The sequence below is a fragment of the Photobacterium sp. genome (assembly GCF_033720175.1).
In the GTDB taxonomy this organism is placed as follows: Bacteria; Pseudomonadota; Gammaproteobacteria; order Enterobacterales; family Vibrionaceae; genus Photobacterium.
The window spans coordinates 540,042-559,873 of the sequence record NZ_JAWWDA010000001.1; the positions used below are offsets into that span (position 1 = coordinate 540,042).

Annotated in this window: 20 protein-coding genes and 1 riboswitch; of the genes, 6 read left to right on the forward strand and 14 right to left on the reverse strand. The window is 45.1% G+C overall.

The genetic code is table 11. The annotated features are described in order from the left end of the window. The first annotated feature begins 5 nt into the window (after positions 1 to 5). Together norW and R3289_RS02355 are read left to right on the forward strand one after the other, a co-directional pair. Entirely contained in the window at positions 6 to 1,151 is a 1,146-nt protein-coding gene (gene norW / locus R3289_RS02350) for an NADH:flavorubredoxin reductase NorW (RefSeq protein WP_318923816.1), read from the forward strand. 263 nt (positions 1,152 to 1,414) lie between these two features. Then, positions 1,415 to 2,545 (forward strand): cupin domain-containing protein, encoded by a 1,131-nt coding sequence (locus tag R3289_RS02355; RefSeq protein WP_318923817.1) that lies wholly within the window; start codon positions 1,415 to 1,417, stop codon positions 2,543 to 2,545. Positions 2,546 to 2,614: 69 nt separating this feature from the next. On the opposite strand, the gene R3289_RS02360 is transcribed toward R3289_RS02355, so the two are convergent. The 7 genes from R3289_RS02360 to R3289_RS02390 form a co-directional block, all read right to left on the reverse strand. Continuing rightward, complete coding sequence (locus R3289_RS02360) at positions 2,615 to 4,750, reverse strand: methyl-accepting chemotaxis protein (protein ID WP_318923818.1); 2,136 nt, start codon at positions 4,748 to 4,750, stop codon at positions 2,615 to 2,617. Between the two features lie 183 nt (positions 4,751 to 4,933). Next, positions 4,934 to 5,923, reverse strand: coding sequence for a murein tripeptide/oligopeptide ABC transporter ATP binding protein OppF (gene oppF, locus R3289_RS02365; protein ID WP_318923820.1), 990 nt, complete (start codon positions 5,921 to 5,923; stop codon positions 4,934 to 4,936). After that, a complete protein-coding gene (locus R3289_RS02370; protein ID WP_318923821.1) occupies positions 5,923 to 6,888 on the reverse strand; it encodes an ABC transporter ATP-binding protein in 966 nt (321 codons plus the stop codon). Before R3289_RS02370 ends, oppF begins: the two co-directional genes overlap by 1 nt. A 15-nt stretch (positions 6,889 to 6,903) precedes the next feature. Then, complete coding sequence (gene oppC / locus R3289_RS02375) at positions 6,904 to 7,815, reverse strand: oligopeptide ABC transporter permease OppC (RefSeq protein WP_318923940.1); 912 nt, start codon at positions 7,813 to 7,815, stop codon at positions 6,904 to 6,906. Between the two features lie 14 nt (positions 7,816 to 7,829). After that, the gene (oppB, locus tag R3289_RS02380; protein WP_318923823.1) at positions 7,830 to 8,750 is read right to left on the reverse strand and encodes an oligopeptide ABC transporter permease OppB; all 921 of its coding nucleotides are present in this window, start codon (positions 8,748 to 8,750) and stop codon (positions 7,830 to 7,832) included. Between the two features lie 90 nt (positions 8,751 to 8,840). Further along, a complete protein-coding gene (locus tag R3289_RS02385) occupies positions 8,841 to 10,472 on the reverse strand; it encodes an ABC transporter substrate-binding protein (RefSeq protein WP_318923825.1) in 1,632 nt (543 codons plus the stop codon). Between the two features lie 449 nt (positions 10,473 to 10,921). Further along, positions 10,922 to 11,089, reverse strand: coding sequence for a hypothetical protein (locus R3289_RS02390; protein ID WP_318923826.1), 168 nt, complete (start codon positions 11,087 to 11,089; stop codon positions 10,922 to 10,924). Between the two features lie 636 nt (positions 11,090 to 11,725). Between R3289_RS02390 and R3289_RS02395 the strand changes: the two genes are divergently transcribed. After that, positions 11,726 to 12,142 carry a MerR family DNA-binding transcriptional regulator gene (locus R3289_RS02395; RefSeq protein WP_318923827.1) on the forward strand — a complete coding sequence of 139 codons (417 nt, stop codon included), beginning with the start codon at positions 11,726 to 11,728 and terminating at the stop codon, positions 12,140 to 12,142. A 73-nt stretch (positions 12,143 to 12,215) separates the two neighbouring features. Here R3289_RS02395 and R3289_RS02400 read toward each other — a convergent pair whose 3' ends face one another. The 5 genes from R3289_RS02400 to moaA all read right to left on the reverse strand — a co-directional run bounded on the left by R3289_RS02400 (position 12,216) and on the right by moaA (position 15,467). After that, positions 12,216 to 12,752 carry a hypothetical protein gene (locus R3289_RS02400; protein ID WP_318923828.1) on the reverse strand — a complete coding sequence of 179 codons (537 nt, stop codon included), beginning with the start codon at positions 12,750 to 12,752 and terminating at the stop codon, positions 12,216 to 12,218. Between the two features lie 461 nt (positions 12,753 to 13,213). After that, complete coding sequence (gene moaE, locus R3289_RS02405; RefSeq protein ID WP_318923829.1) at positions 13,214 to 13,663, reverse strand: molybdopterin synthase catalytic subunit MoaE; 450 nt, start codon at positions 13,661 to 13,663, stop codon at positions 13,214 to 13,216. A gap of 1 nt (position 13,664) precedes the next feature. Further along, positions 13,665 to 13,910: a molybdopterin synthase sulfur carrier subunit gene (moaD, locus tag R3289_RS02410; RefSeq protein WP_318923831.1), complete on the reverse strand. Its 246-nt coding sequence runs from the start codon at positions 13,908 to 13,910 to the stop codon at positions 13,665 to 13,667. After that, the gene (gene moaC / locus R3289_RS02415) at positions 13,907 to 14,386 is read right to left on the reverse strand and encodes a cyclic pyranopterin monophosphate synthase MoaC (protein WP_318923833.1); all 480 of its coding nucleotides are present in this window, start codon (positions 14,384 to 14,386) and stop codon (positions 13,907 to 13,909) included. The genes moaD and moaC overlap by 4 nt, the downstream gene beginning before the upstream one ends. Positions 14,387 to 14,444: 58 nt before the next feature. Then, positions 14,445 to 15,467, reverse strand: coding sequence for a GTP 3',8-cyclase MoaA (gene moaA / locus R3289_RS02420; protein WP_318923834.1), 1,023 nt, complete (start codon positions 15,465 to 15,467; stop codon positions 14,445 to 14,447). Further along, positions 15,441 to 15,609: riboswitch (molybdenum cofactor riboswitch) on the reverse strand. It overlaps the preceding gene by 27 nt. Before the next feature lie 180 nt (positions 15,610 to 15,789). Between moaA and R3289_RS02425 the strand changes: the two genes are divergently transcribed. The 3 genes from R3289_RS02425 to yvcK all read left to right on the forward strand — a co-directional run bounded on the left by R3289_RS02425 (position 15,790) and on the right by yvcK (position 17,882). Continuing rightward, positions 15,790 to 16,017: a hypothetical protein gene (locus R3289_RS02425; protein WP_318923836.1), complete on the forward strand. Its 228-nt coding sequence runs from the start codon at positions 15,790 to 15,792 to the stop codon at positions 16,015 to 16,017. Positions 16,018 to 16,202: 185 nt separating this feature from the next. After that, positions 16,203 to 16,778: an LON peptidase substrate-binding domain-containing protein gene (locus R3289_RS02430; RefSeq protein WP_318923837.1), complete on the forward strand. Its 576-nt coding sequence runs from the start codon at positions 16,203 to 16,205 to the stop codon at positions 16,776 to 16,778. A gap of 204 nt (positions 16,779 to 16,982) precedes the next feature. Further along, a complete protein-coding gene (gene yvcK, locus R3289_RS02435) occupies positions 16,983 to 17,882 on the forward strand; it encodes a uridine diphosphate-N-acetylglucosamine-binding protein YvcK (protein WP_318923838.1) in 900 nt (299 codons plus the stop codon). Here yvcK and R3289_RS02440 read toward each other — a convergent pair. Continuing rightward, positions 17,844 to 18,203 (reverse strand): Hpt domain-containing protein, encoded by a 360-nt coding sequence (locus tag R3289_RS02440; protein WP_318923840.1) that lies wholly within the window; start codon positions 18,201 to 18,203, stop codon positions 17,844 to 17,846. The genes yvcK and R3289_RS02440 overlap by 39 nt on opposite strands. Continuing rightward, positions 18,204 to 19,655 carry a quorum-sensing sigma-54 dependent transcriptional regulator LuxO gene (luxO, locus tag R3289_RS02445; RefSeq protein ID WP_413466656.1) on the reverse strand — a complete coding sequence of 484 codons (1,452 nt, stop codon included), beginning with the start codon at positions 19,653 to 19,655 and terminating at the stop codon, positions 18,204 to 18,206. Positions 19,656 to 19,832 lie beyond the last annotated feature (177 nt).

Sequence of the window (19,832 nt, forward strand, 5' to 3'; positions counted from 1 at the left end):
AGATCATGGACAAGCACATTGTAATTATTGGGAGCGGCTTTGCCGCTTACCAGTTAGTGAAATCATTGCGAAAACTCGATACTGATACCCCTATTACGGTCATTACTGCCGATAGCGGTGATGAGTACTCTAAGCCCGAGCTCAGCCATGTATTCAGCAAGCAGCAAACAGCCAATGATCTGATCAGACAATCTGCCTGTGAATTCGCGGCAGATAATAACATTCTATTAATCAACAATACTCTGATTGAATCTATCGATACCGATAGCCAGACAGTGCATTACGGCGATAATGCGATTACCTACTCCGAGCTAGTATTAGCAACAGGGGCATCGGCATTGGTTCCACCGTTTGCAGGAAATGCCATCGACGAGATAGTGACGTTAAACAGCCTGACCGAATATGAACAGCAGCAGGACAAACTGGCTTGTGCAAAATCTGTTCTGGTACTGGGAGCTGGCTTGATCGGCACGGAAATCGCGATGGATCTGGCGAGCTCGGGCAAGAGCGTCACCTTATGTGATAGGGCATCAAGCCTGATGCCGACACTGCTGCCGCCATTTATTAGTGCCGGATTATTTCAGGAGATGCACGGGAAAGGCGTGCAAATCCGACTCAACTCCAACGTGACCGCTATCAACCGTCACCACCAGGAACTGGTTGTTTCACTTTCCGGTAGTGAGCATATCAAAACAGATGCGGTGATTGCGGCGATGGGTCTGAAACCCAATATTGGATTGGCAAAAAAATCGGGGATTGAAACTGACCGGGGAATAACAGTTGATCGGATAATGCAAACATCGGCGTCGAACGTCTATGCGTTAGGTGATTGCGCTGAGCTCGAAGGAAAAGTTCGGGCTTTCATACAGCCGGCCATGTTAAGTGCTATGGCACTGGCAAAGACACTGTTGGGCTCCCCGACCCCGGTTCGTCTTCCGGCTAGTCTGATTAAGGCCAAAACGCCCTGGTTACCACTCCACATGTCTGGCAACACGGTAAAGAAAGATCTGTCGTGGGAAGTTGTTACGGAATCAAATGGCCTGATAGCTAAAGCTTTTGATAAGGAAACCGCTCAGTTAGTCGGATTTGTTGTCAGCCACGATCAACACAAAGCCGCCTTCCCTTTATTGCGACTGTTACCCGCTGAGTAATTGTATACACCACTTGTACACTGCTTGCTCTGTTCAGATATGAAAAGAGCTGAAATGGAATTCACTTTGAGAGGCATTTTTTGCCTCTCTTTTTTTCTTATCCATAATCCCACATCGAATGACTATCATCACTCTATTCCCCGTTAAAATGTAAATAACACCAGATAACTCAGATCATATACTCAGAACAAATTTAAATTTCGCTAAGCATGCAATACTTTGAGCTATAATAAGCACTTAGCTCAACAATCAAAAGCCTATATATGTACCAGTTCACATTCTCATTTGATGAATTTCTTGCCGAATTCTGGCAAAAAAAGCCCACGGTCATTAAAGGTGGGTTTAAAGACTTTATCGATCCGATAAGCCCTGACGAATTAGCAGGTCTGGCCATGGAAGAAGAGGTCGATTCCCGTTATATCGCCCAAATTGGTACGGAATGGGAAGTCCAACATGGCCCGCTCAATTTTGATAATACTCCGGAAGATCATTGGTCATTTGTCGTTCAGGCAGCTAACCACTGGCACGAAGGGGCTGCACAACTTGTCACGCCTTTCCGCCAGTTACCGAACTGGTTATTTGATGACTTAATGGTTAGCTACTCCACCCCAGGTGGTGGCGTTGGCCCCCATATCGATCAATACGATGTATTTATTATCCAAGGTTCGGGAAAGCGCCACTGGCGTGTAGGGCCAAAAGATGACAACTACGAAGAACTTCATCACCCTGCCCTGCGACAAATTAAAGGCTTTGAACCGATTATCGATGAGATCCTTGAAGCGGGAGATATTTTATATATTCCGCCGGGATTTCCTCATGATGGTTACGCCACAGAAACCGCAATGAGCTTTTCTGTTGGCTTCAGATCACCGAAGAAGCAGGAACTGTTAAGCAGTTTTGCTGATTTTGTCATCGCCAATGATCTGGGTGATGTGCATTACCATAATCCTTCTCTGCCAGCTCGCAATAACTGCGGTGCCATTTTAGAGGCTGAATATACCGATCTTGAAGCCATGATGCGCAGCCTGCTGGACCACCCTCAGCAGATGAAGCAATGGATGGGCGAGTATTTAAGCCAAAGCCGTCATGATCTCGATATCATTGCATCGGAACCACCCTGGCAGAACGGTGAAACCTATCAGTTTTTAGAAGATGGCGAAGCATTTAAGCGCCTAGGTGGCTTACGCGCTTTTTATCATCCAGATGAACCACATGTGCTTTATATTAACGGGGAGCGTTTTGAACTGCCTGAAGAGTGTAAAGATGCGGCTAAATGCCTTTGTGATGAAGAGCAAGTAACACGTACATTGCTAGGTAAGCAACTTGATAACCCGGCTTTCCTCGCCTTGCTGACACAACTCATCAACCTGGGTTACTGGTACCCGGTAGAATAACGCACTACCAGTAATTTGAAGGAGAACATCAGCGTGATGCTCTCCTTCCCCGTTTTAAGGGAATTGGTATTACACCTTAAACTGACCAGCTAACTCTTGCTGACGATGTGACAGCGCTGTCAACCGCTGGCCGATATCGGCTGAGTTTTCCGCCTGATTAAGGATGCTCTCACTCAATTCGCGAATATTCGACACATTGCGATTCACTTCACCCGAAACGGCTTGCTGCTCTTCTGCAGCTCGCATAATTTGTTCATTCATCGACTGAATCGCACTTACAGACTCAGTGATCTGATTGAGGCTCAGGACAGCCCTGCTAACCTGCTGTGCGGTATCACCAGCAAGCTGGTTACCTTCTTCAATTGCATTAACAACATCTCTGGTTCCCTGTTGCAGATCTTCAATCACAATACGGATCTGGCCGACAGAATCCTGCGTACGGCTAGCTAACTGGCGTACTTCATCGGCAACAACCGCAAAACCACGCCCTTGTTCACCCGCTCGGGCTGCTTCGATGGCTGCATTCAGTGCCAGTAAGTTGGTTTGCTGCGAAATGCCTTCAATAACCAATAAAATCTGATTGATATTCTCACTGTTACTTTCCAGTTCTTTCGCAACCGGCACCGCAGAATCCATCCGATTAACCAGGCTGGTCATTGATTCAGCCGATTGCTGGATCACTTTCTGGCCATCAAGTGCTGCCTCATCGGCTTGTTTCGCCGCCTCTACCGCCGTTTCGGTATGTCCGACCACTTGTGCGGCTGTTTGCGTCATCTCTTCCGACGCAGTAGCCACCATATCGACCTCTTTAAATTGCGATTGGCTGCCATCTCGGGTATTGCTGGCAACATGGGCTGCCTCATTGGCGGTTTTACCCACTTCATCTACTGCGACGATCACCTGCCCGATGGTGTTTTGCAATTTATCTAAAAAGCGATTAAACCAGAGAGCCAGTTCCCCCACTTCATCTTGCTGAGCAATACTAATGCGTTGCGTCAGATCGCCTTCCCCTGAAGCAATATCTTTCAGGCTCTCTGCCACCTGTTTAATCGGTGCCACCAACCGTGAAGCGGCGACTAACACGATAAACAGGCCCAATACTGCAATCACGATGCTGACGATAATTTGTATGGTCGACGAGGCAGAGCGCTGGCCCTGAATCGCATAATCTAATGCAATCGCTTCGGCTAGCACTTGTTCTGCCGGTAACTGAATGACAATGCCCCAGGAAGAGTTGCCTAATATCACCGGCGTATAAGCCATCAACCATTGCTGATCGTCGCTCCAACCGACGAATTCCTGCCCCAGCCTTAACCAGCCAGACAGCGAAGCAGGCAAAGCATCACTATCGGTAAATGTCTCACCGAGACGGCTAACAGCCTGATCCCACGCTACAATAGTACCGGTCTGGCTGAGCAGACTCACTTTACCTGTACTTGAAAATAAATTACCATCAACCTCTGCAATCACAGGCTGAAGAACATCTAACCTAACATCAATGCCCATCACACCGATAGCGACACCATCCACGATCAATGGTGTTGTGATCGAGCTGATCAAGTGGCGTCCAGATTGGTCATCGGAAAACGCCGGATTCAGCACACAGGTATCTTGCGACAATAAACTACAGGTAAACCTCTCGTTGACCGGTTTACCGTCTGTATTCTGACTGCTATCAAGGATCTGTTGTTCTGTAATAATACGCTGCACCGCTTGCTGATCAGCCGATTTCGACCAGTATGGCGCGAAGCGTCCGGTGCCATTAGCTCCGACATAATCGGCATCATGGTAATTATTGTCCTCGGCATCAAGGGCATTGGGTTCAAATACCACGAAAGCAGCATAAACATTCGAAAAGTCATTGACCGAACGGCGTAATAGCTCATTGAGTGAACTGCGGAGTTCAGCACTATTGGTATAGTTCTCTTCCGCGTTGAATTTTAAGAAGAGCACGCTCTGTGCCAGCATTTCAGCACGGTATATTGCTTCATCCATATACTGCTGAACATGAATAGCCTGGCGCTCAGACTGAACCTTAACCAGTTCTTGGGACGTACTTCGCAAAGAAGAGAATGTCTGCTCACTGACCAGTTGTTGGTTTTGGCTGGAGAAGTAAAAAGAAAGGCCCGTTAAAACAAATACTGTTAGCAGTAAACCAACGCCTGCTACGAGGGTGATTTTCCACTGAACCGAAAGTGAGCGCATATAAACAATCCTTGTATATATCTAGCTGGCAGAAAATATAACCAATCAGGACGTCAAATCTGATGATGTTGACTGCTATGTATTCCTTGTGGCAATAATCCATCTTGCCGCAGCTATTAAGTAATAAGTGTATAAAAAAAGCGCGGCTTTTACACCGCGCTTAAAGCCTGTCACAGGCTCAAACTAGTGTACATGCAGACACGAAACCGCATGAATGTCACCACCCTGTAGTTCAGGCTTCTTCTGTGCGCAGACTTCCGTTGCTTGTGGGCAACGAGTACGGAATACGCAACCCGACGGCGGATTGATTGGCGAAGGAAGTTCACCCTCAAGCATTTGAATATGCTTGTTTCTTTCCAGCTCAGGATCAGGGATAGGTACTGCTGACATTAATGCCTTGGTATAAGGGTGCTTAGGCTCGGCAAACAGCGCTTTACTCTCCCCCATTTCGACAGCATTACCCAGGTACATCACCAACACGCGGTCAGAAATATGCTTAACCACAGACAAATCGTGAGCGATGAAAATCAGGCTAAGCCCCATTTCTTTCTGTAATGCTTTCAGCAGATTGACGACCTGGGCCTGAATCGAGACATCCAACGCCGAGACCGGTTCATCACAAATGATCATCTTTGGCTTTAAAATCAGCGCTCGCGCAATACCAATACGCTGACACTGACCGCCAGAGAATTCATGCGGATAACGGTTGATCACATTCGGTAGCAAGCCAACCTTTGTCATCATCGCTTTTACCTGCGCTTTAACATCGTCAACAGCGAGTTCCGGATAAAAGGCTTTCAATGGCTCAGCGATGATTTCGCCCACCGTCATACGGGGGTTCAGCGATGCCAGCGGATCCTGGAAAATCATCTGGATCTCTTTGCGCTTTTCACGCATATTGACACGATCCAGCTTGGTCAAATCCTGCCCCAGCCATACAACGTTACCATCGGTTGCTTCCACCAGACCGATAATCGCGCGAGCAAACGTCGATTTACCGCAGCCTGACTCACCCACGACACCTAAGGTTTCACCTTCATAAAGACGAATATCGACACCATCAACCGCCTTAAGCTTTAAAGGCTTAGTCCAGGGCCATGCTGATTTTGGCGCAATATTAAAGTGAACTTTCAGATTTTTAATATCCAACAATAGGTTTTTTTGTGCATCCATTACCACGTCCCCACATCAGAAAAACAAGCGCGTAAACGGCCTTCAGTAAACGCTTTCAGTTCAGGTGCTTCCTGCGAGCATCGACTCGTAACACGATGGCAGCGATCCTGATAAGGACAACCAACAGGTAAGCGCAACAGGTTGGGTGGGTTGCCTGGAATCGTCGGCAGTTCTTCGCCTTCCGTATCCAAACGTGGAATAGCTCTTAGCAGGCCTTCAGTATATGGATGAGATGGCTTATAGAAAATCTCATCGATTTTGCCATATTCCATGGTACGGCCCGCGTACATCACCAAGACCTTGTCACAGCTGCCTGCGACGACGCCCAGATCATGAGTGATCATAATGATCGAGGTATTGAAGTCCTTTTTCAGATCGTTCAACATGTCCATGATCTGTGCTTGAACCGTTACATCCAATGCTGTCGTTGGCTCATCGGCAATCAGCAGCTTAGGACGGCATAACAATGCCATCGCAATCATTACCCGCTGACGCATGCCACCAGAGAACTCGTGGGGATACATCGTAATACGCTGGCGGGCTTCAGGGATCTTTACCGCATCCAGCATACGTACGCTTTCTTCAAACGCTTCTTTCTTACCCATGCCTTTGTGCAGCATTAACACTTCCATAAGCTGATCGCTTACTTTCATGTAAGGGTTGAGAGAAGTCATTGGGTCTTGGAAAATCATTGCAATTTGTTCAGCACGAACCTTATTAAGCTCTTTTTCCGACAAATTCAGAATTTCACGGCCTTCAAATTTTGCACTGCCATTAATAATACCGTTCTTAGCAAGCAGACCCATGATCGCGAATACTGTCTGGCTTTTACCTGAACCAGATTCGCCAACAATGCCCAGGGTTTCACCCAGATTCAGAGAAAAATTCAGATCATTAACCGCGGTGACGATACCATCTTGTGTTGTAAATTCTACGCGTAGATCTTTGACATCTAATAAGCTCATAATAACTTCCTATAATTATCTGTCTTTTGGATCTAGTGCGTCACGTAAACCGTCACCCACATAGTTAAAGCAGAACAGGGTTACAACCATAAATGCAGCCGGGAACATTAACTGCCACAGGGCAACTTCCATGGTTTGCGAACCTTCCTGGAGCAAAGCCCCCCAGCTCGTCATTGGCTCTTGAACACCAAGACCGAGGAAACTTAAGAATGATTCAGTCAGGATCATTTGCGGTACCAGCAGGGTTGAGTACACAGCAACAATACCTAAAACGTTTGGTACGATATGGCGAGAGATAATTCTCCAGCGGCTAACACCTGACACATGGGCAGCTTCGATGAACTCTTTGCTACGAAGAGACAGGGTCTGACCACGAACTATACGCGCCATATCCAGCCAGGAAATCGCCCCAATCGCCACAAAGATAAGCATGATATTCCGGCCAAAAAAGGTCACCAGAACAATTACGAAAAACATGAATGGAATGGAATACAGAATTTCAAGGATACGCATCATCACACGGTCAGTACGGCCGCCGATGAAACCAGAGGTTGCACCGTAAAGAGTACCGATAACAACGGCAACTAACGCACCTAAGATACCAACCATCAGCGAAATACGACCGCCGATTAAGGTACGGGTATATAAATCACGTCCCAGGCTATCGGTTCCGAAGAAGTGACCTTCCTCGCCAAGACTTGGCGCAGCATGCAAGGCATACCAGTCAGTGTCATCAAAGGCATAGCTACTTAACATCGGACCAAATACAACGGCCAATGTGATCAGAAACAAAATAGTTAGGCTTGTCATTGCCGCTTTGTTGCGCATAAACCGAGTACGCGCATCTTGCCACAAGCTACGGCCTTCAATTTCCAGATTCTCTGAAAATTTTCCGAGTGCCTCTACATTGTCTTTTTTAGTTAACATCATCGTAAGGCCTCTTAGTAACGAATTTTCGGATCGATATACGCTAATACGATATCAACAATGGCGTTGAAGATAATGGTCAGCGTACCAATAAGAATAGTGATACCAAGAACCAGTGAGTAATCACGGTTAAAGGCAGCGTTAACAAAGAGTTTGCCGATGCCCGGCAAGCCGAAAATCGTTTCAATAACCACGGAACCGGTGATGATACCAACGAATGCCGGCCCCATATAAGAGACAACGGGGAGCAGCGCCGGTCGCAGTGCGTGTTTTATGATGATGTACGGATAGCTCAAACCTTTCGCACGGGCGGTACGAATGAAGTTACTGTTCAGGGTTTCAATCATGCTACCACGGGTAATACGGGCGAAAGTGGCCACATACAACAGTGACATACCAAACATCGGCAACAGTAAGAACTTGATAGAGCCGTCTTGCCAGCCACCAGCCGGAAGCCAACCTAGATTAATAGAGAATATATAAATAAGTACCGGTGCCAAGATAAAGGATGGCATCACCACCCCGGCCATTGCGGTCGACATAATGGTGTAGTCTAACCACGTATTTTGCTTCAATGCGGCCAGAGTGCCGACAGTTACCCCCATCACAAGTGCAAAAATAAAGGCGAAAAAGCCAATTTTTGCCGATACCGGCAGTGCTTTAACCACCAGTTCATTTACGGTGAAATCTTTGTATTTAAAAGATGGGCCAAAATCACCTTGAATAATATTACCCAGATAAATGGTGTATTGTTCAAACACCGGCTTATCTAAGCCATATTTGGCTTCGATATTTGCCATAACCTCAGGAGGCAGCGGACGCTCACTCGAGAAAGGGTTACCGGGTGCGAAGCGCATCAGGAAAAACGAAATAGTGATTAATACCAACAGCGTCGGTATTGCTTCAAATATCCGCTTAGCTACGAATTTAATCATAAACTGTACCGTTATTTTTTATCTGTGACAGAAAGCACTACACCCTAGGCATAGGGTGTAGCGTTGTGTTTTTATATATCTTGCTGTTTATTAGTCAGCAATGATGTACATATCTTTGGTGAAGAGTTTGTCTTCTGCGTTGTTCGCAGGGAAACCGCCAACTTTAGGGCTTACCAGACGTGCTTTCACATATTGGTAGATAGGGGCAATCGGCATATCTTTAGCCAGCTGTTTTTCTGCATCAACGTAAAGCTGCTCACGCTCAGTTTCTGAGATTGAGTTAAGCGCTTTTTCCATGATGCTGTCATATGCTTTGCTATGATACTTAGGATCGTTAGAGCTGTTGTTGCTCTGCATTAGAGAAAGGAAGCTGGATGCTTCGTTGTAGTCACCACACCAGCCGGCACGCGTAACATCGAAGTTGCCTTGACGGCGGTTATCCAAGTAGGTTTTCCACTCTTGGTTTTCCAGGTTAGCTTTAGCGCCCAGATTTTTCTTCCACATAGATGCGATAGCAACTGCTAGCTTCTTGTGGTTCTCTGATGTGTTGTAAAGCAGTGTAAACTCAAGTGGATTACTGTTGTCAAATCCTGCTTCAGCCAGGAGCTCTTTCGCTTTAGCGTTACGCTCTTTCTGAGTGAGCTTACCGTAATCAGGCATTACTGGGTCAAAGTTAGCGGTAATTTCTGGCGTTAGGAAATAACCCGGCTTCTGACCTTGACCAAGCAGCGCTTTAGTAATGATGTCACGATCGATTGCGTAAGACAGCGCCTTACGTACGCGAACATCATCAAATGGCGCTTTTGCATTGTTAAAGCCGTAGTAGTATGAACACAGGTTACCCTGAATGGATACATCTTCTGGATACTCTTTCTGCAAGCGACGGAAGTGTTCATTCGGCAGTTCGTGGGTAATATCAATTTCACCCGCAAGGAAGCGGTTCATTTCAGCAACTTGGTTTTCAATCGGTAAGAAGGTTACCTGCTTGATAACTGTCTTTTCGTTATCCCAGTACTGAGGGTTGTTTTTTAGGACAATACGTTCGTTCACAACCCACTTATCAAGAACGTAAGCACCGTTACCGACAAAGTTTTCTGGCTTCGTCCAATCGTCGCCGAATTTCTCAACCACTTTTTGATTAACAGGCTTCATTGTTGTGTGGCCCATCATCATGACAAAATATGGTACGGCTGATTCCAGTTCAATTTTTAGCGTGTTTGCATCTACCGCAGTAACACCCAGTGTTTCTTTCTCGGCTTTACCTGCAATGATCTGGGCTGCGTTCTTCATGGTAGTCATTTCAAGGTACCATGAATAAGGTGATGCCGTTGCCGGATCGACGGCACGCTTGAAGCTGTAAACAAAGTCGCTTGCTGTAACCGGATCACCATTTGACCACTTCGCATCTTTTCGCAGGTGGAAAATAAATGTGCGGTTATCGTTTGTTTCCCAGCTTTCAGCTACGCCAGGTACCGTCTTACCGTCTGCGTCTTGGTTTACCAGACCTTCAAGAAGATCACGAATAACGTGAGATTCTGGCACACCTTCGGTTTTGTGGGGATCGAGTGAGGCGACTTCTGTTCCATTACCACGAACTAACTCCTGTTTCGCAGCAAGCTTGACACCCTCAGGAACCTCAGCAGCCAGAGCAGAAAAAGAAGTGGCAGCGACTGTCAGGCTTGCGCTAATTAATAACGCCTGAGTGATTTTATTTTTATACATGCATTAACTCCAATACATAATTTCATTGCATCCATGACGTTCTTCAGTTGTTGTTCATACAGCGACAATTTTTGGATTATTTCCCAGAAATAACACAATACAAACCGAAGAATAGCTCGCAACTTTAACAGGCATTGAAGTAATTTGCCACAAATCCATTACAAAAAGAGATATTATCCTTAATATAAACCCCTTAGCCAGCATTAACCACCACCCAAAAAGAACTATATGGACCTTTCTATTATAAAAACTAGGTTATAGAGAAATATCCGCCAGAAAAGCTAATAAAATTCAGTTCCCAAACCAATTACTGCATACTTACACAAGTAATCAGCATAAATAACTCAAAGAGCCAACAAAAAACGTAGCAGTCAATAACAAAACATTAATAAGTTGATGTACAGGCATAAAAAAACGCTCACGAGGAGCGCTTTTAAAGGTCGGGGAAATTATTTATTTTCACTGTCGATATCAAAAACCTGTTTGTCAGGACTGACTGATTGGTGTCTTTTTTCCAGCAGAAGCTGTTGATCATCGTCTTTGTCGTGATCATTCCCAATGCCAATTTCATTAAGCATCTGCTTGATTCTCTTATTCGATACACGCCTATGTTTCATGAACCCTCCGCTGTCAAATTCAGCAAGTTTGATAAAACAATCTGTTACGCACAATTATCATCCAAAGCGCCTTGCAAGAAATCTTATGTGCCAAATAAATATGGCACATAAATTCCCACCCTGCCTCACCGTCTCTTTTTAATAACAAAAGCGAATAAAAAAAACACTGATAGATTAACTTTTCACAAGGCTGTTTTTTAATACTTTTCAAGTATCTGCAACACGTTAATCGCGTTAGAATTATTTATATTGAAAAAGTCAATCTGATCGCATCAATTAGGTTGAGCTTTCAATAATCCGTTCCCGTTCCGTTGTATCTTGAGAGTTAATATATGAGACCAGCCGCTTGCTTCTCGCGTCCAAGTCCATCCCGAGTCCGTCATGGTTATGTGCCACCAGCACATAGTGCTAAAGGCGATTCAAAAAGTGAAAATAAGTAGTTATTAACTACCCATTCACATCTTTCAATAGCCTCTTCTCAAAGGGGCTATTTTTTTGTCGCTAGCTTGAAATATTTCCCTGCTTTATGCCTGTCAGACCCTTTATTCTCTCGATTCAAGTCTGCAAAGGTGCTTGTCAATGGCCACTCAGTTATGAAATGATCCCCATCAGGTAATGGATCTAGGTTAAATAACAATGTTAAAGACAGAAGGTAAGGATACTTTCTCTATCTCTCAACTCGCGGAAGAGTTTGGCGTGACCCTGCGCAGTATTCGATTTTATGAAGATCATGGATTATTAACCCCGCAAAGAAATGGTCAAAACCGTATTTATTCGAGGCAAGATCGTGCTCGCTTGAAGCTGACACTGCGAGGCAAGCGACTCGGTTTCAGCCTTGATGATATTAGAGGGCTTTTTGATCTGTACGATTCAGAGAAGAGCAATAAAAAACAACTCCATGACATGCTCAAGGCGATTAAGTATCGACAACGACTACTGGTACAGCAACAGGCCGATATTCAAGCTGTAATGATGGAATTAAATGCCGCGGAAAAGAACTGTTACCAGCAATTATCAAAACTGGAGATGAAGCAGCGAAAAGACTGCTCATAATAAAGAATAAAGCAGCCAATAATCTGGCTGCACTTCTTTCGTATACCCAAACCCAACAACCGCCGTCTACCACTTAATGAACAGGCATTTTTGCAACCCATATTTCATGTGTTTGCTGGGTAAATTCTCCGTGATCTATCATACCTTTCAGATAACCTAACCGGTGATGTCCTTCCAGCAAGTTAAACGGCGCTTTTAATACCCGGCCATTGGTCGCGTACAAATCACGCTCATAGTGCAAAATAATAGGAGCCACAGGCCAGGTGCCACGCCCTTGCATATTCTGCACTAGCCAACTGCGCTGAAAGATTTCATTAGTCATACGCCGTGAAAACTTATCGACCACATCATTATGAGGAGTCTTAATTCTGTTAAGGATCTCGTCATTCGTCCAAACCTGCTTGGTAAAGGACATCGCACGAAAATCAAGCCAGCCCCAATTACAAAGGACCGCTTTCCAATGGCGATATACCCATTGCTCAAGCACTTCGTCGGGAAAGTGAGGCAACATCAGATGTGCTCTGTCACGCCAGAGATCCCAAGGCTCACACTGACGTTTACCAAAACCATCGGGTGCAATTTCATAGAGTAAACGATCACTCCTGATCATAATCCCCTCCTATTACTACAGGCTCTTAAATCTCAACTGCGAACTTTATAACCATTCACCAATAATGGTTAATTATTCCTATAACAAAAACATAGCACAGCTCTTTTTGAAACAACACCTGAATATTTATGAAAGATTATCCAGTCATTTGTTACAGCATGGTTACCCTTCCTTTTGTTAGGCTATTTTGCAACGCTAATGGCGGTTGCATTTATGTTATAAAAGAGATGAGGAACGAAGAAGTATTCCACAAGGCTATTTAGCGGGAAGTGCTGTTTCATGCAGAGATATGGTGGCAAAGACTGGGCAACGAGTATCTTGACTAATTAATTATGGTTGGCTGAACAGATACTTTTTTTATCGAAGTCGGTATCAAACCACCCAGCAGTGACAAATTTCAACCATTAAAAAAGGAGCCGGTTATCAGCTCCTTTTTTACACCCTAATCATCCAGTATTAGGTTATGTTAACTGCCAACGATCTGCCGCAGAAGTATCAGTATCTCTGGCATCAACCCAGCGACTTTCACTGTTTGTCTGTTCTTTCTTCCAAAATGGTGCGCGGGTTTTAAGGTAGTCCATAATAAATTCACAAGCTTCAAATGCCGCCCCCCGGTGTGCACTGGTTACACCCACAAACACAATCTGATCACCCAGTGCCAAATCACCCACCCGGTGAATAACTCTCGTTTTCAGGAGTGGCCAGCGCTCACCCGCCTGCTCAATAATTTCAGCTAAGGCCTTCTCGGTCATTCCCGGATAATGCTCTAGCGACAGACCGGTGACGTCATCACCCTGATTAAAATCACGCACTTTACCGATAAACGTCACAACCGCTCCAGCATCAGTGCCTTCAGCCAGTTTTGCGTATTCATCAGCAACTGAAAAATCTTCAACCTGAACCGAAACCATATTACCCCCCGGTCACTGGCGGGAAAAAGGCAACTTCATCACCGTCTTTGATTTCAGACTCTAAATGGCAAATTGTCTGGTTAACGGCAACCAGTAATTTGCCGGACTCCAGCGCCAGCAGCCATTTATCGCCACGTTCAGTCAGATGAACACGTAATGCTTCTGCCGTCGTAAATTCAGCGTCAACCTCTAAGCGATCAACCCCAACCAGCTCTTTCACCTGAGCAAAGAAAAGTACATTAATCATGCTTCAACCTTAAAGTGACCTGATTTACCGCCCGTTTTTTCTAACAAACGAACCTGACTAATAACCATATCTTTCTGTACCGCTTTGCACATATCGTAAATGGTCAACGCCGCTACCGATGCCGCTGTTAATGCTTCCATTTCAACGCCGGTCTTACCCGCCAGCTTACAGCACGATTCTATACGTACCATATTTTCCGCTTCGATTGCTTCTAACTGCACTTCAACTTTAGACAGCAACAAGGGGTGACATAGCGGGATCAAATCCCATGTTTTTTTCGCCGCCTGAATACCCGCAATACGGGCCGTTGCAAAGACATCACCTTTATGGTGCTTACCCGAAATAATCAGGTCGAGTGTTTCCGGCGCCATATGCACGAAGGCTTCAGCTCGCGCTTCACGAACAGTTTCAGTCTTGGCTGAAACATCGACCATATTCGCTTCACCCGAAGCATTGATATGCGTTAATTGTGTCATTATTATTACTTCCGTTCACATCAGTGATAGCTGTCATCAATTGTTTAGTTTACCGGTATTAGCCACCAATAGAGGCAAGGTGCGGTGTCATGCCTGAATTTCCCTCATCAAGAAAATGACCCACCGCTTTTTGTTGTAAGCCACCTTGAATACGCTTAATCAGCTCGGCACGCTGCCCGTCTTCGGCAAGCAAGTCGCGCAAGTCCACACCGTGCTCACCAAACAGGCACAGATGAAGCTTACCTTTTGCCGATATGCGTAATCGGTTACAACTTTGGCAGAAATCTTTTTCGTAAGGCATGATTAGTCCGATTTCACCGACATAATCAGGATGACAAAATACTTGGGCAGGACCATCATTATTGCTCTTGATCTGTAAAACCCAACCATTGGCAATCAGATGGTTACGGATGCTAACTCCAGAGAGATGATGATTATCAAACATATCATCCATCTCACCGGTCTGCATTAATTCAATAAAACGCAGTTGAATTGGTCTGGTTTTGATCCAATCAAGGAACTTCGGCAACTCTTGTGAATTTAAGTCTTTGAGCAGTACCGTATTAATTTTGACTTGTTCAAAGCCCGCATCAAAAGCGGCATCAATACCCGACATCACCTGATGAAACATATTCTCACCCGTGATTTGATAAAACATTTTCGGGTCCAGGCTATCAACACTCACGTTAATATGAGTCAGACCAGCCTCTTTCCAGCTTTTGACATGTTTGGCCATACGGTAACCGTTAGTGGTTGTCGCCACTTTGGTTATACCGGGCTGAGAAGCAACAGTACGGATAATATCGGTAAAATCACGGCGTAAGCTTGGCTCGCCACCGGTAATACGCACTTTTGTCGTACCACACTCGGCGAAGGCCCCTGTTACACGCTGGATCTCATCTAACGTCAGAAAGGAAGATGCCTTCTTTTCCGGGGGATGATAACCGTCCGGCAGGCAATAGGTACATTTGAAGTTACACACGTCGGTAACTGACAATCGCAAGTAATAAAACTTACGATTAAAGCGATCTTCAAAATGAAGATGATCTTCTAATTGTTTTGCCACGGAACACCTTTCCAAATACGGGAGGCCGATTCATTTCTAAATAGACCCTGGTGACAGCCTGTCACTGGCGTTGGTCACTTATTACCTGCACCTGTCCATATTACAGAACACAAAAGGCGGGCAACTTAGTGAACAAAGCTCGGAGTTATGGGCTGCTATGTGATGCGCATGTAGAGTCATTCACACAGCTGCTAATCTAATCATAAAAATATCAGTAAAATGACAATATAAACAATTCACCGAAAAAAAACGTGCTGTATTCTACCTTTCGAGAAAGATCCCGACAATACTACTAAAGGGACTATTTGTGATTAATTTAATGTCAAGTGAGGCTGCCATGTCCAACATTATCGAATCTGCCAGCGTTGATGATATCGCACGCTATCTCCAGTACGAAGATGGCATTGATGCACTGAACGCCCACCAGGAAGCACAACATATTATTGATGGCTTTTATGACATGATGGCAAAAGGGATCATAAAAGGTTGGTACTTCAACGAGCAAGGTCACCTTGAGTTATTACCCAGCGATAATGTGCTTAAAATCATTGCCAACCAAAAGTGAGGGTTGAGGTGGCTTGGGTATAAACTGCATTGCAATTTGCATCAGGGATTTGCAATATGAAAACAAATGCGGTTATTGCTTATCAATTAAGATACTTCATTCCAGCTCATTCGCGGTATGACACTTCGGCATCACATTTGCAGTGCATATGGTACCAGACACGATAATGATGAATGGAGCTGTTTATGATGCAATCAATACCGCTACTTTTTCAACAACGCCATGTCTTACCTACTGGCAGAATGCCTATGCGTATCGCGCCCGGGTCACAAACAGAAGCCTTTAAAGTGGCTTTGTCGTCAACCGATGGCTTTGGTGTCTGTATGCATGATGAAAGCGATCCAGGTCAACATTTTTTCCATATCGGTACCCGGGTCACTGTAGAAGATTTTGACAGATCAACAGATGATGGCTCCCTCATCGTTACCGTCTACGGACACGACAATTTCCGTATTAAATCATTAACGCAAGATAGCAATGGCGTGTTTTCTGCTGAATACCAGACAATACCTCTGTGGACAGAAATCCAGCTCCATAACAACCAGCAACTACTGGCTGTGAAATTGAGAATTATGTTTGAGAAATACCCGGAACTCGACCGTTTACATCAAACCAAAGAGTTCAACAATTTAAGCTGGTTATGTCAGCGCTGGTTAGAGATTCTGCCCGTTCCCGCCAGTGAAAAACAAGCACTACTTAATACCCCAAATTGTCTCGATACCTGTGATTATTTAATGAATATGATGCAAGAGCCCCACTAATCTTAGGGTGTGTTGATGCGTCAGGCTGTAGCCAGCGCTTCTCACTCCCGATCATACTCTTAACGCATACCCATCCAGCACACAGCGAAAGTTCTCCCCTAATCGTGACAGTAGTAGCATATCCCCAGCGAAATCTTGTATTCATTTTACGGCTTTGTATACTCTACACATCAATCAAGATCACAAAAAATTGCAAATAAGATCATGACAAACACAAAGACTGAAATTAAAACCAAGATTGTTGCTATCGGTGGTGGTCATGGCTTGGGCCGTATGCTCTCCTCTCTGTCTGATTATGGCCCCCAAGTTACCGGAATTGTCACCACGACTGATAATGGCGGATCGACAGGTCGTATTCGTGCTTGTCAGGGCGGAATTGCATGGGGAGATACCCGTAACTGCATTAATCAATTGATCACTGAACCCTCTGTCGGTTCGATGATTTTTGAATATCGCTTTCGCGGTAATGGCGAATTGAATGGGCATAACCTGGGGAACTTGATGCTAACCGCACTCGATAACCTCTGTATTCGCCCCTTAGAAGCGATCAATCTTATCCGGGATATGCTGAAAGTCGAACCCCATATCATCCCAATGTCTGAACACCCGGCAGACTTATCGGCATTGACGCCGGCGGGCGAGATTATTTGCGGTGAAACCAGTGTCGATGAACTGGAAGAAGTACCGCAACGGCTTTACATTGAGCCTGCGGTACCTGCCACCAAGGAAGCAATGAAGGCAATTAAAAAGGCCAATATCATCTTGTTAGGGCCTGGCAGCTTTCTAACCAGTATTATGCCGCCTTTACTACTCAAAGATATTGGTTCAGCGCTAAAAGAAAGTCCGGCCAAAATAGTCTTTATAACCAATCTGGATAAAGAGAAGGGACCGGCAGGAAAAATGTCTCTTAGCACTATGCTGCATTGGTGTGAACGTGCAATGCAGGGGCGCCACATTGATAGCATAATCACCGATCATCCTTGGCCAGAACTTTCCCCAAGGTATGAACAGCGGATTGAAGATTTAGCTTCCAGCAATCATGAGTGGCGCCATGACCGGATAAAGTTAAAACAAGCGATTGATAAACTGATCGTTACAGGCTAATTGCTTGTACTCTTGTGCCATACCCTTGACCATTTGTGTCAATTCAGGCAGATGATCCACCATCCACTCATTCTGTCCTTGTCTCACACGCGATTCACACTCTTGAGCCATTTCAGCCAGACTGTCAGCCCCAAAGCTGGCAGCGCTACTTTTAATCGAATGGCTGATCTCCCCGACCTGATTGACCGATGGTTGATCAGATAGCTGGCGTAAGTACTGCTGTAGCTCATCACTAAATACATTAAGTAAGAGTATGACCGTTTCTTCACCGACTTCTTCTGCCAGCCGTTTGATGGTTTCCGCATTAATACTCTTTACCATTTATTTGATCTCCCTGTTTCCACCTGTTATTTCCTGCCAGGTTTGTAATTTTCTGTATATGGTTGAAGGGCTAACTTCCAGTAAACCTGCAGCACGCGGAATGTTTCCGTTACAGACATCAATTGCAGCCTGAATTGCACGTTTTTCAACCATCCAAAGCGGCTCAACCGTCCACCGTTCACTTTGTTCAATATGTAAATTTTCACCAAGTTCGATGAGACGACTTTGGATATCCGTTGAACTATTTACAGGAGATGCAATTTCAGCGCCAGCAATACTGTTTATCGGCGGTGGCAGCATTTGCAAGGTCACTTCTTCGCCAGTATTTAACACCACTATATTCCGGATAACATTCTGTAATTCTCGTACATTGCCCGGCCAGGAGTGCGCTTTAAGTAATGCAACGACATCTGGCGAAAAGCGACTGAAGTTTTTACCTTCTTCCACCGACATCAAGGCCAGCAAAGCATCAGCAATCTCAATCATGTCATCATTGCGATCACGCAAAGGCGGCAGTGCAATAGGAATAACGTGTAGCCTATAATACAAGTCTTCTCGAAAACGCCCTTCTTGCACTTCCACCCAAGGGTTTCGGTTAGTCGCACAAACAAAACGAACATCTACCGTGCTGGTTTTTGAAGAGCCTACTTTTTGATAAGTGCCGGTTTGAATAAAACGCAGCAACTTACTTTGTAAATCCAAGTCCATTTCGCAAAGTTCATCGAGGAACAATGTTCCTTGATGGGCAAGCTCTACCGCTCCCTGTCGCTCAGTTGAAGCTCCGGTAAATGCCCCTTTTACATGGCCGAACAACTCACTTTCAATCAACTCTTTTGGAATGGCGGCACAATTTAACGCTACGAACGGTCTATCATTTCGCGGACTCGCGGCGTGAACAGCCTCAGCGCAGACCTCTTTTCCGGTGCCGCTTTCACCTGTAATAAATACCGTTGCTTTACTTGCCGCCGCTGATTCGATAACACGATATACGGCTTGCATCGGGATACTGTTGCCAATGAAGCCTTGATATTGCCCGCCACCCAACTTGGATTGAGAAGCATCCTGAGTATGACAGCCATCCCTCAATACATTGTTAACGGTGATACGCAGCAGATCCGCTTCACAGGGCTTGATTAAAAAATCCTGTGCGCCATATCTCATGGCTTCAACGGCAACATCAATCGACCCATGGGCTGTCATGATCACAACAGGAAGATTGCCATGATCACGTCGAACAGCTTCCAGGACTTCCATACCAGTCATGTCGGGCAAGCGTAAATCAAGCAAAATCAGATCTGGAACAATATCTTGAATGAAGCTGAGTGCTTCTCTCCCCGTGCCGACAATATTGACACTTAGCCCCAGAGGATTGAGATAAGATTTATACAACGCCGCGACAGAAGCGGTGTCTTCTACCATCAATACTTGCCGTTGTTTTGCCGTGCTTTCCATTCCCACCTCAGACATGAGTCCCATAAATCACTTTTTAATCACTACAAGTAGTTGTGTTACCACGATTTTTATTTTTTATCCGTCTCACTATGAATCGCAAAACGGTTTGCAAAATGCGAATAATAATCCCAGTTTAGCAAATAAATATGACAAAAATATCTTTAACATCAGTAAAAA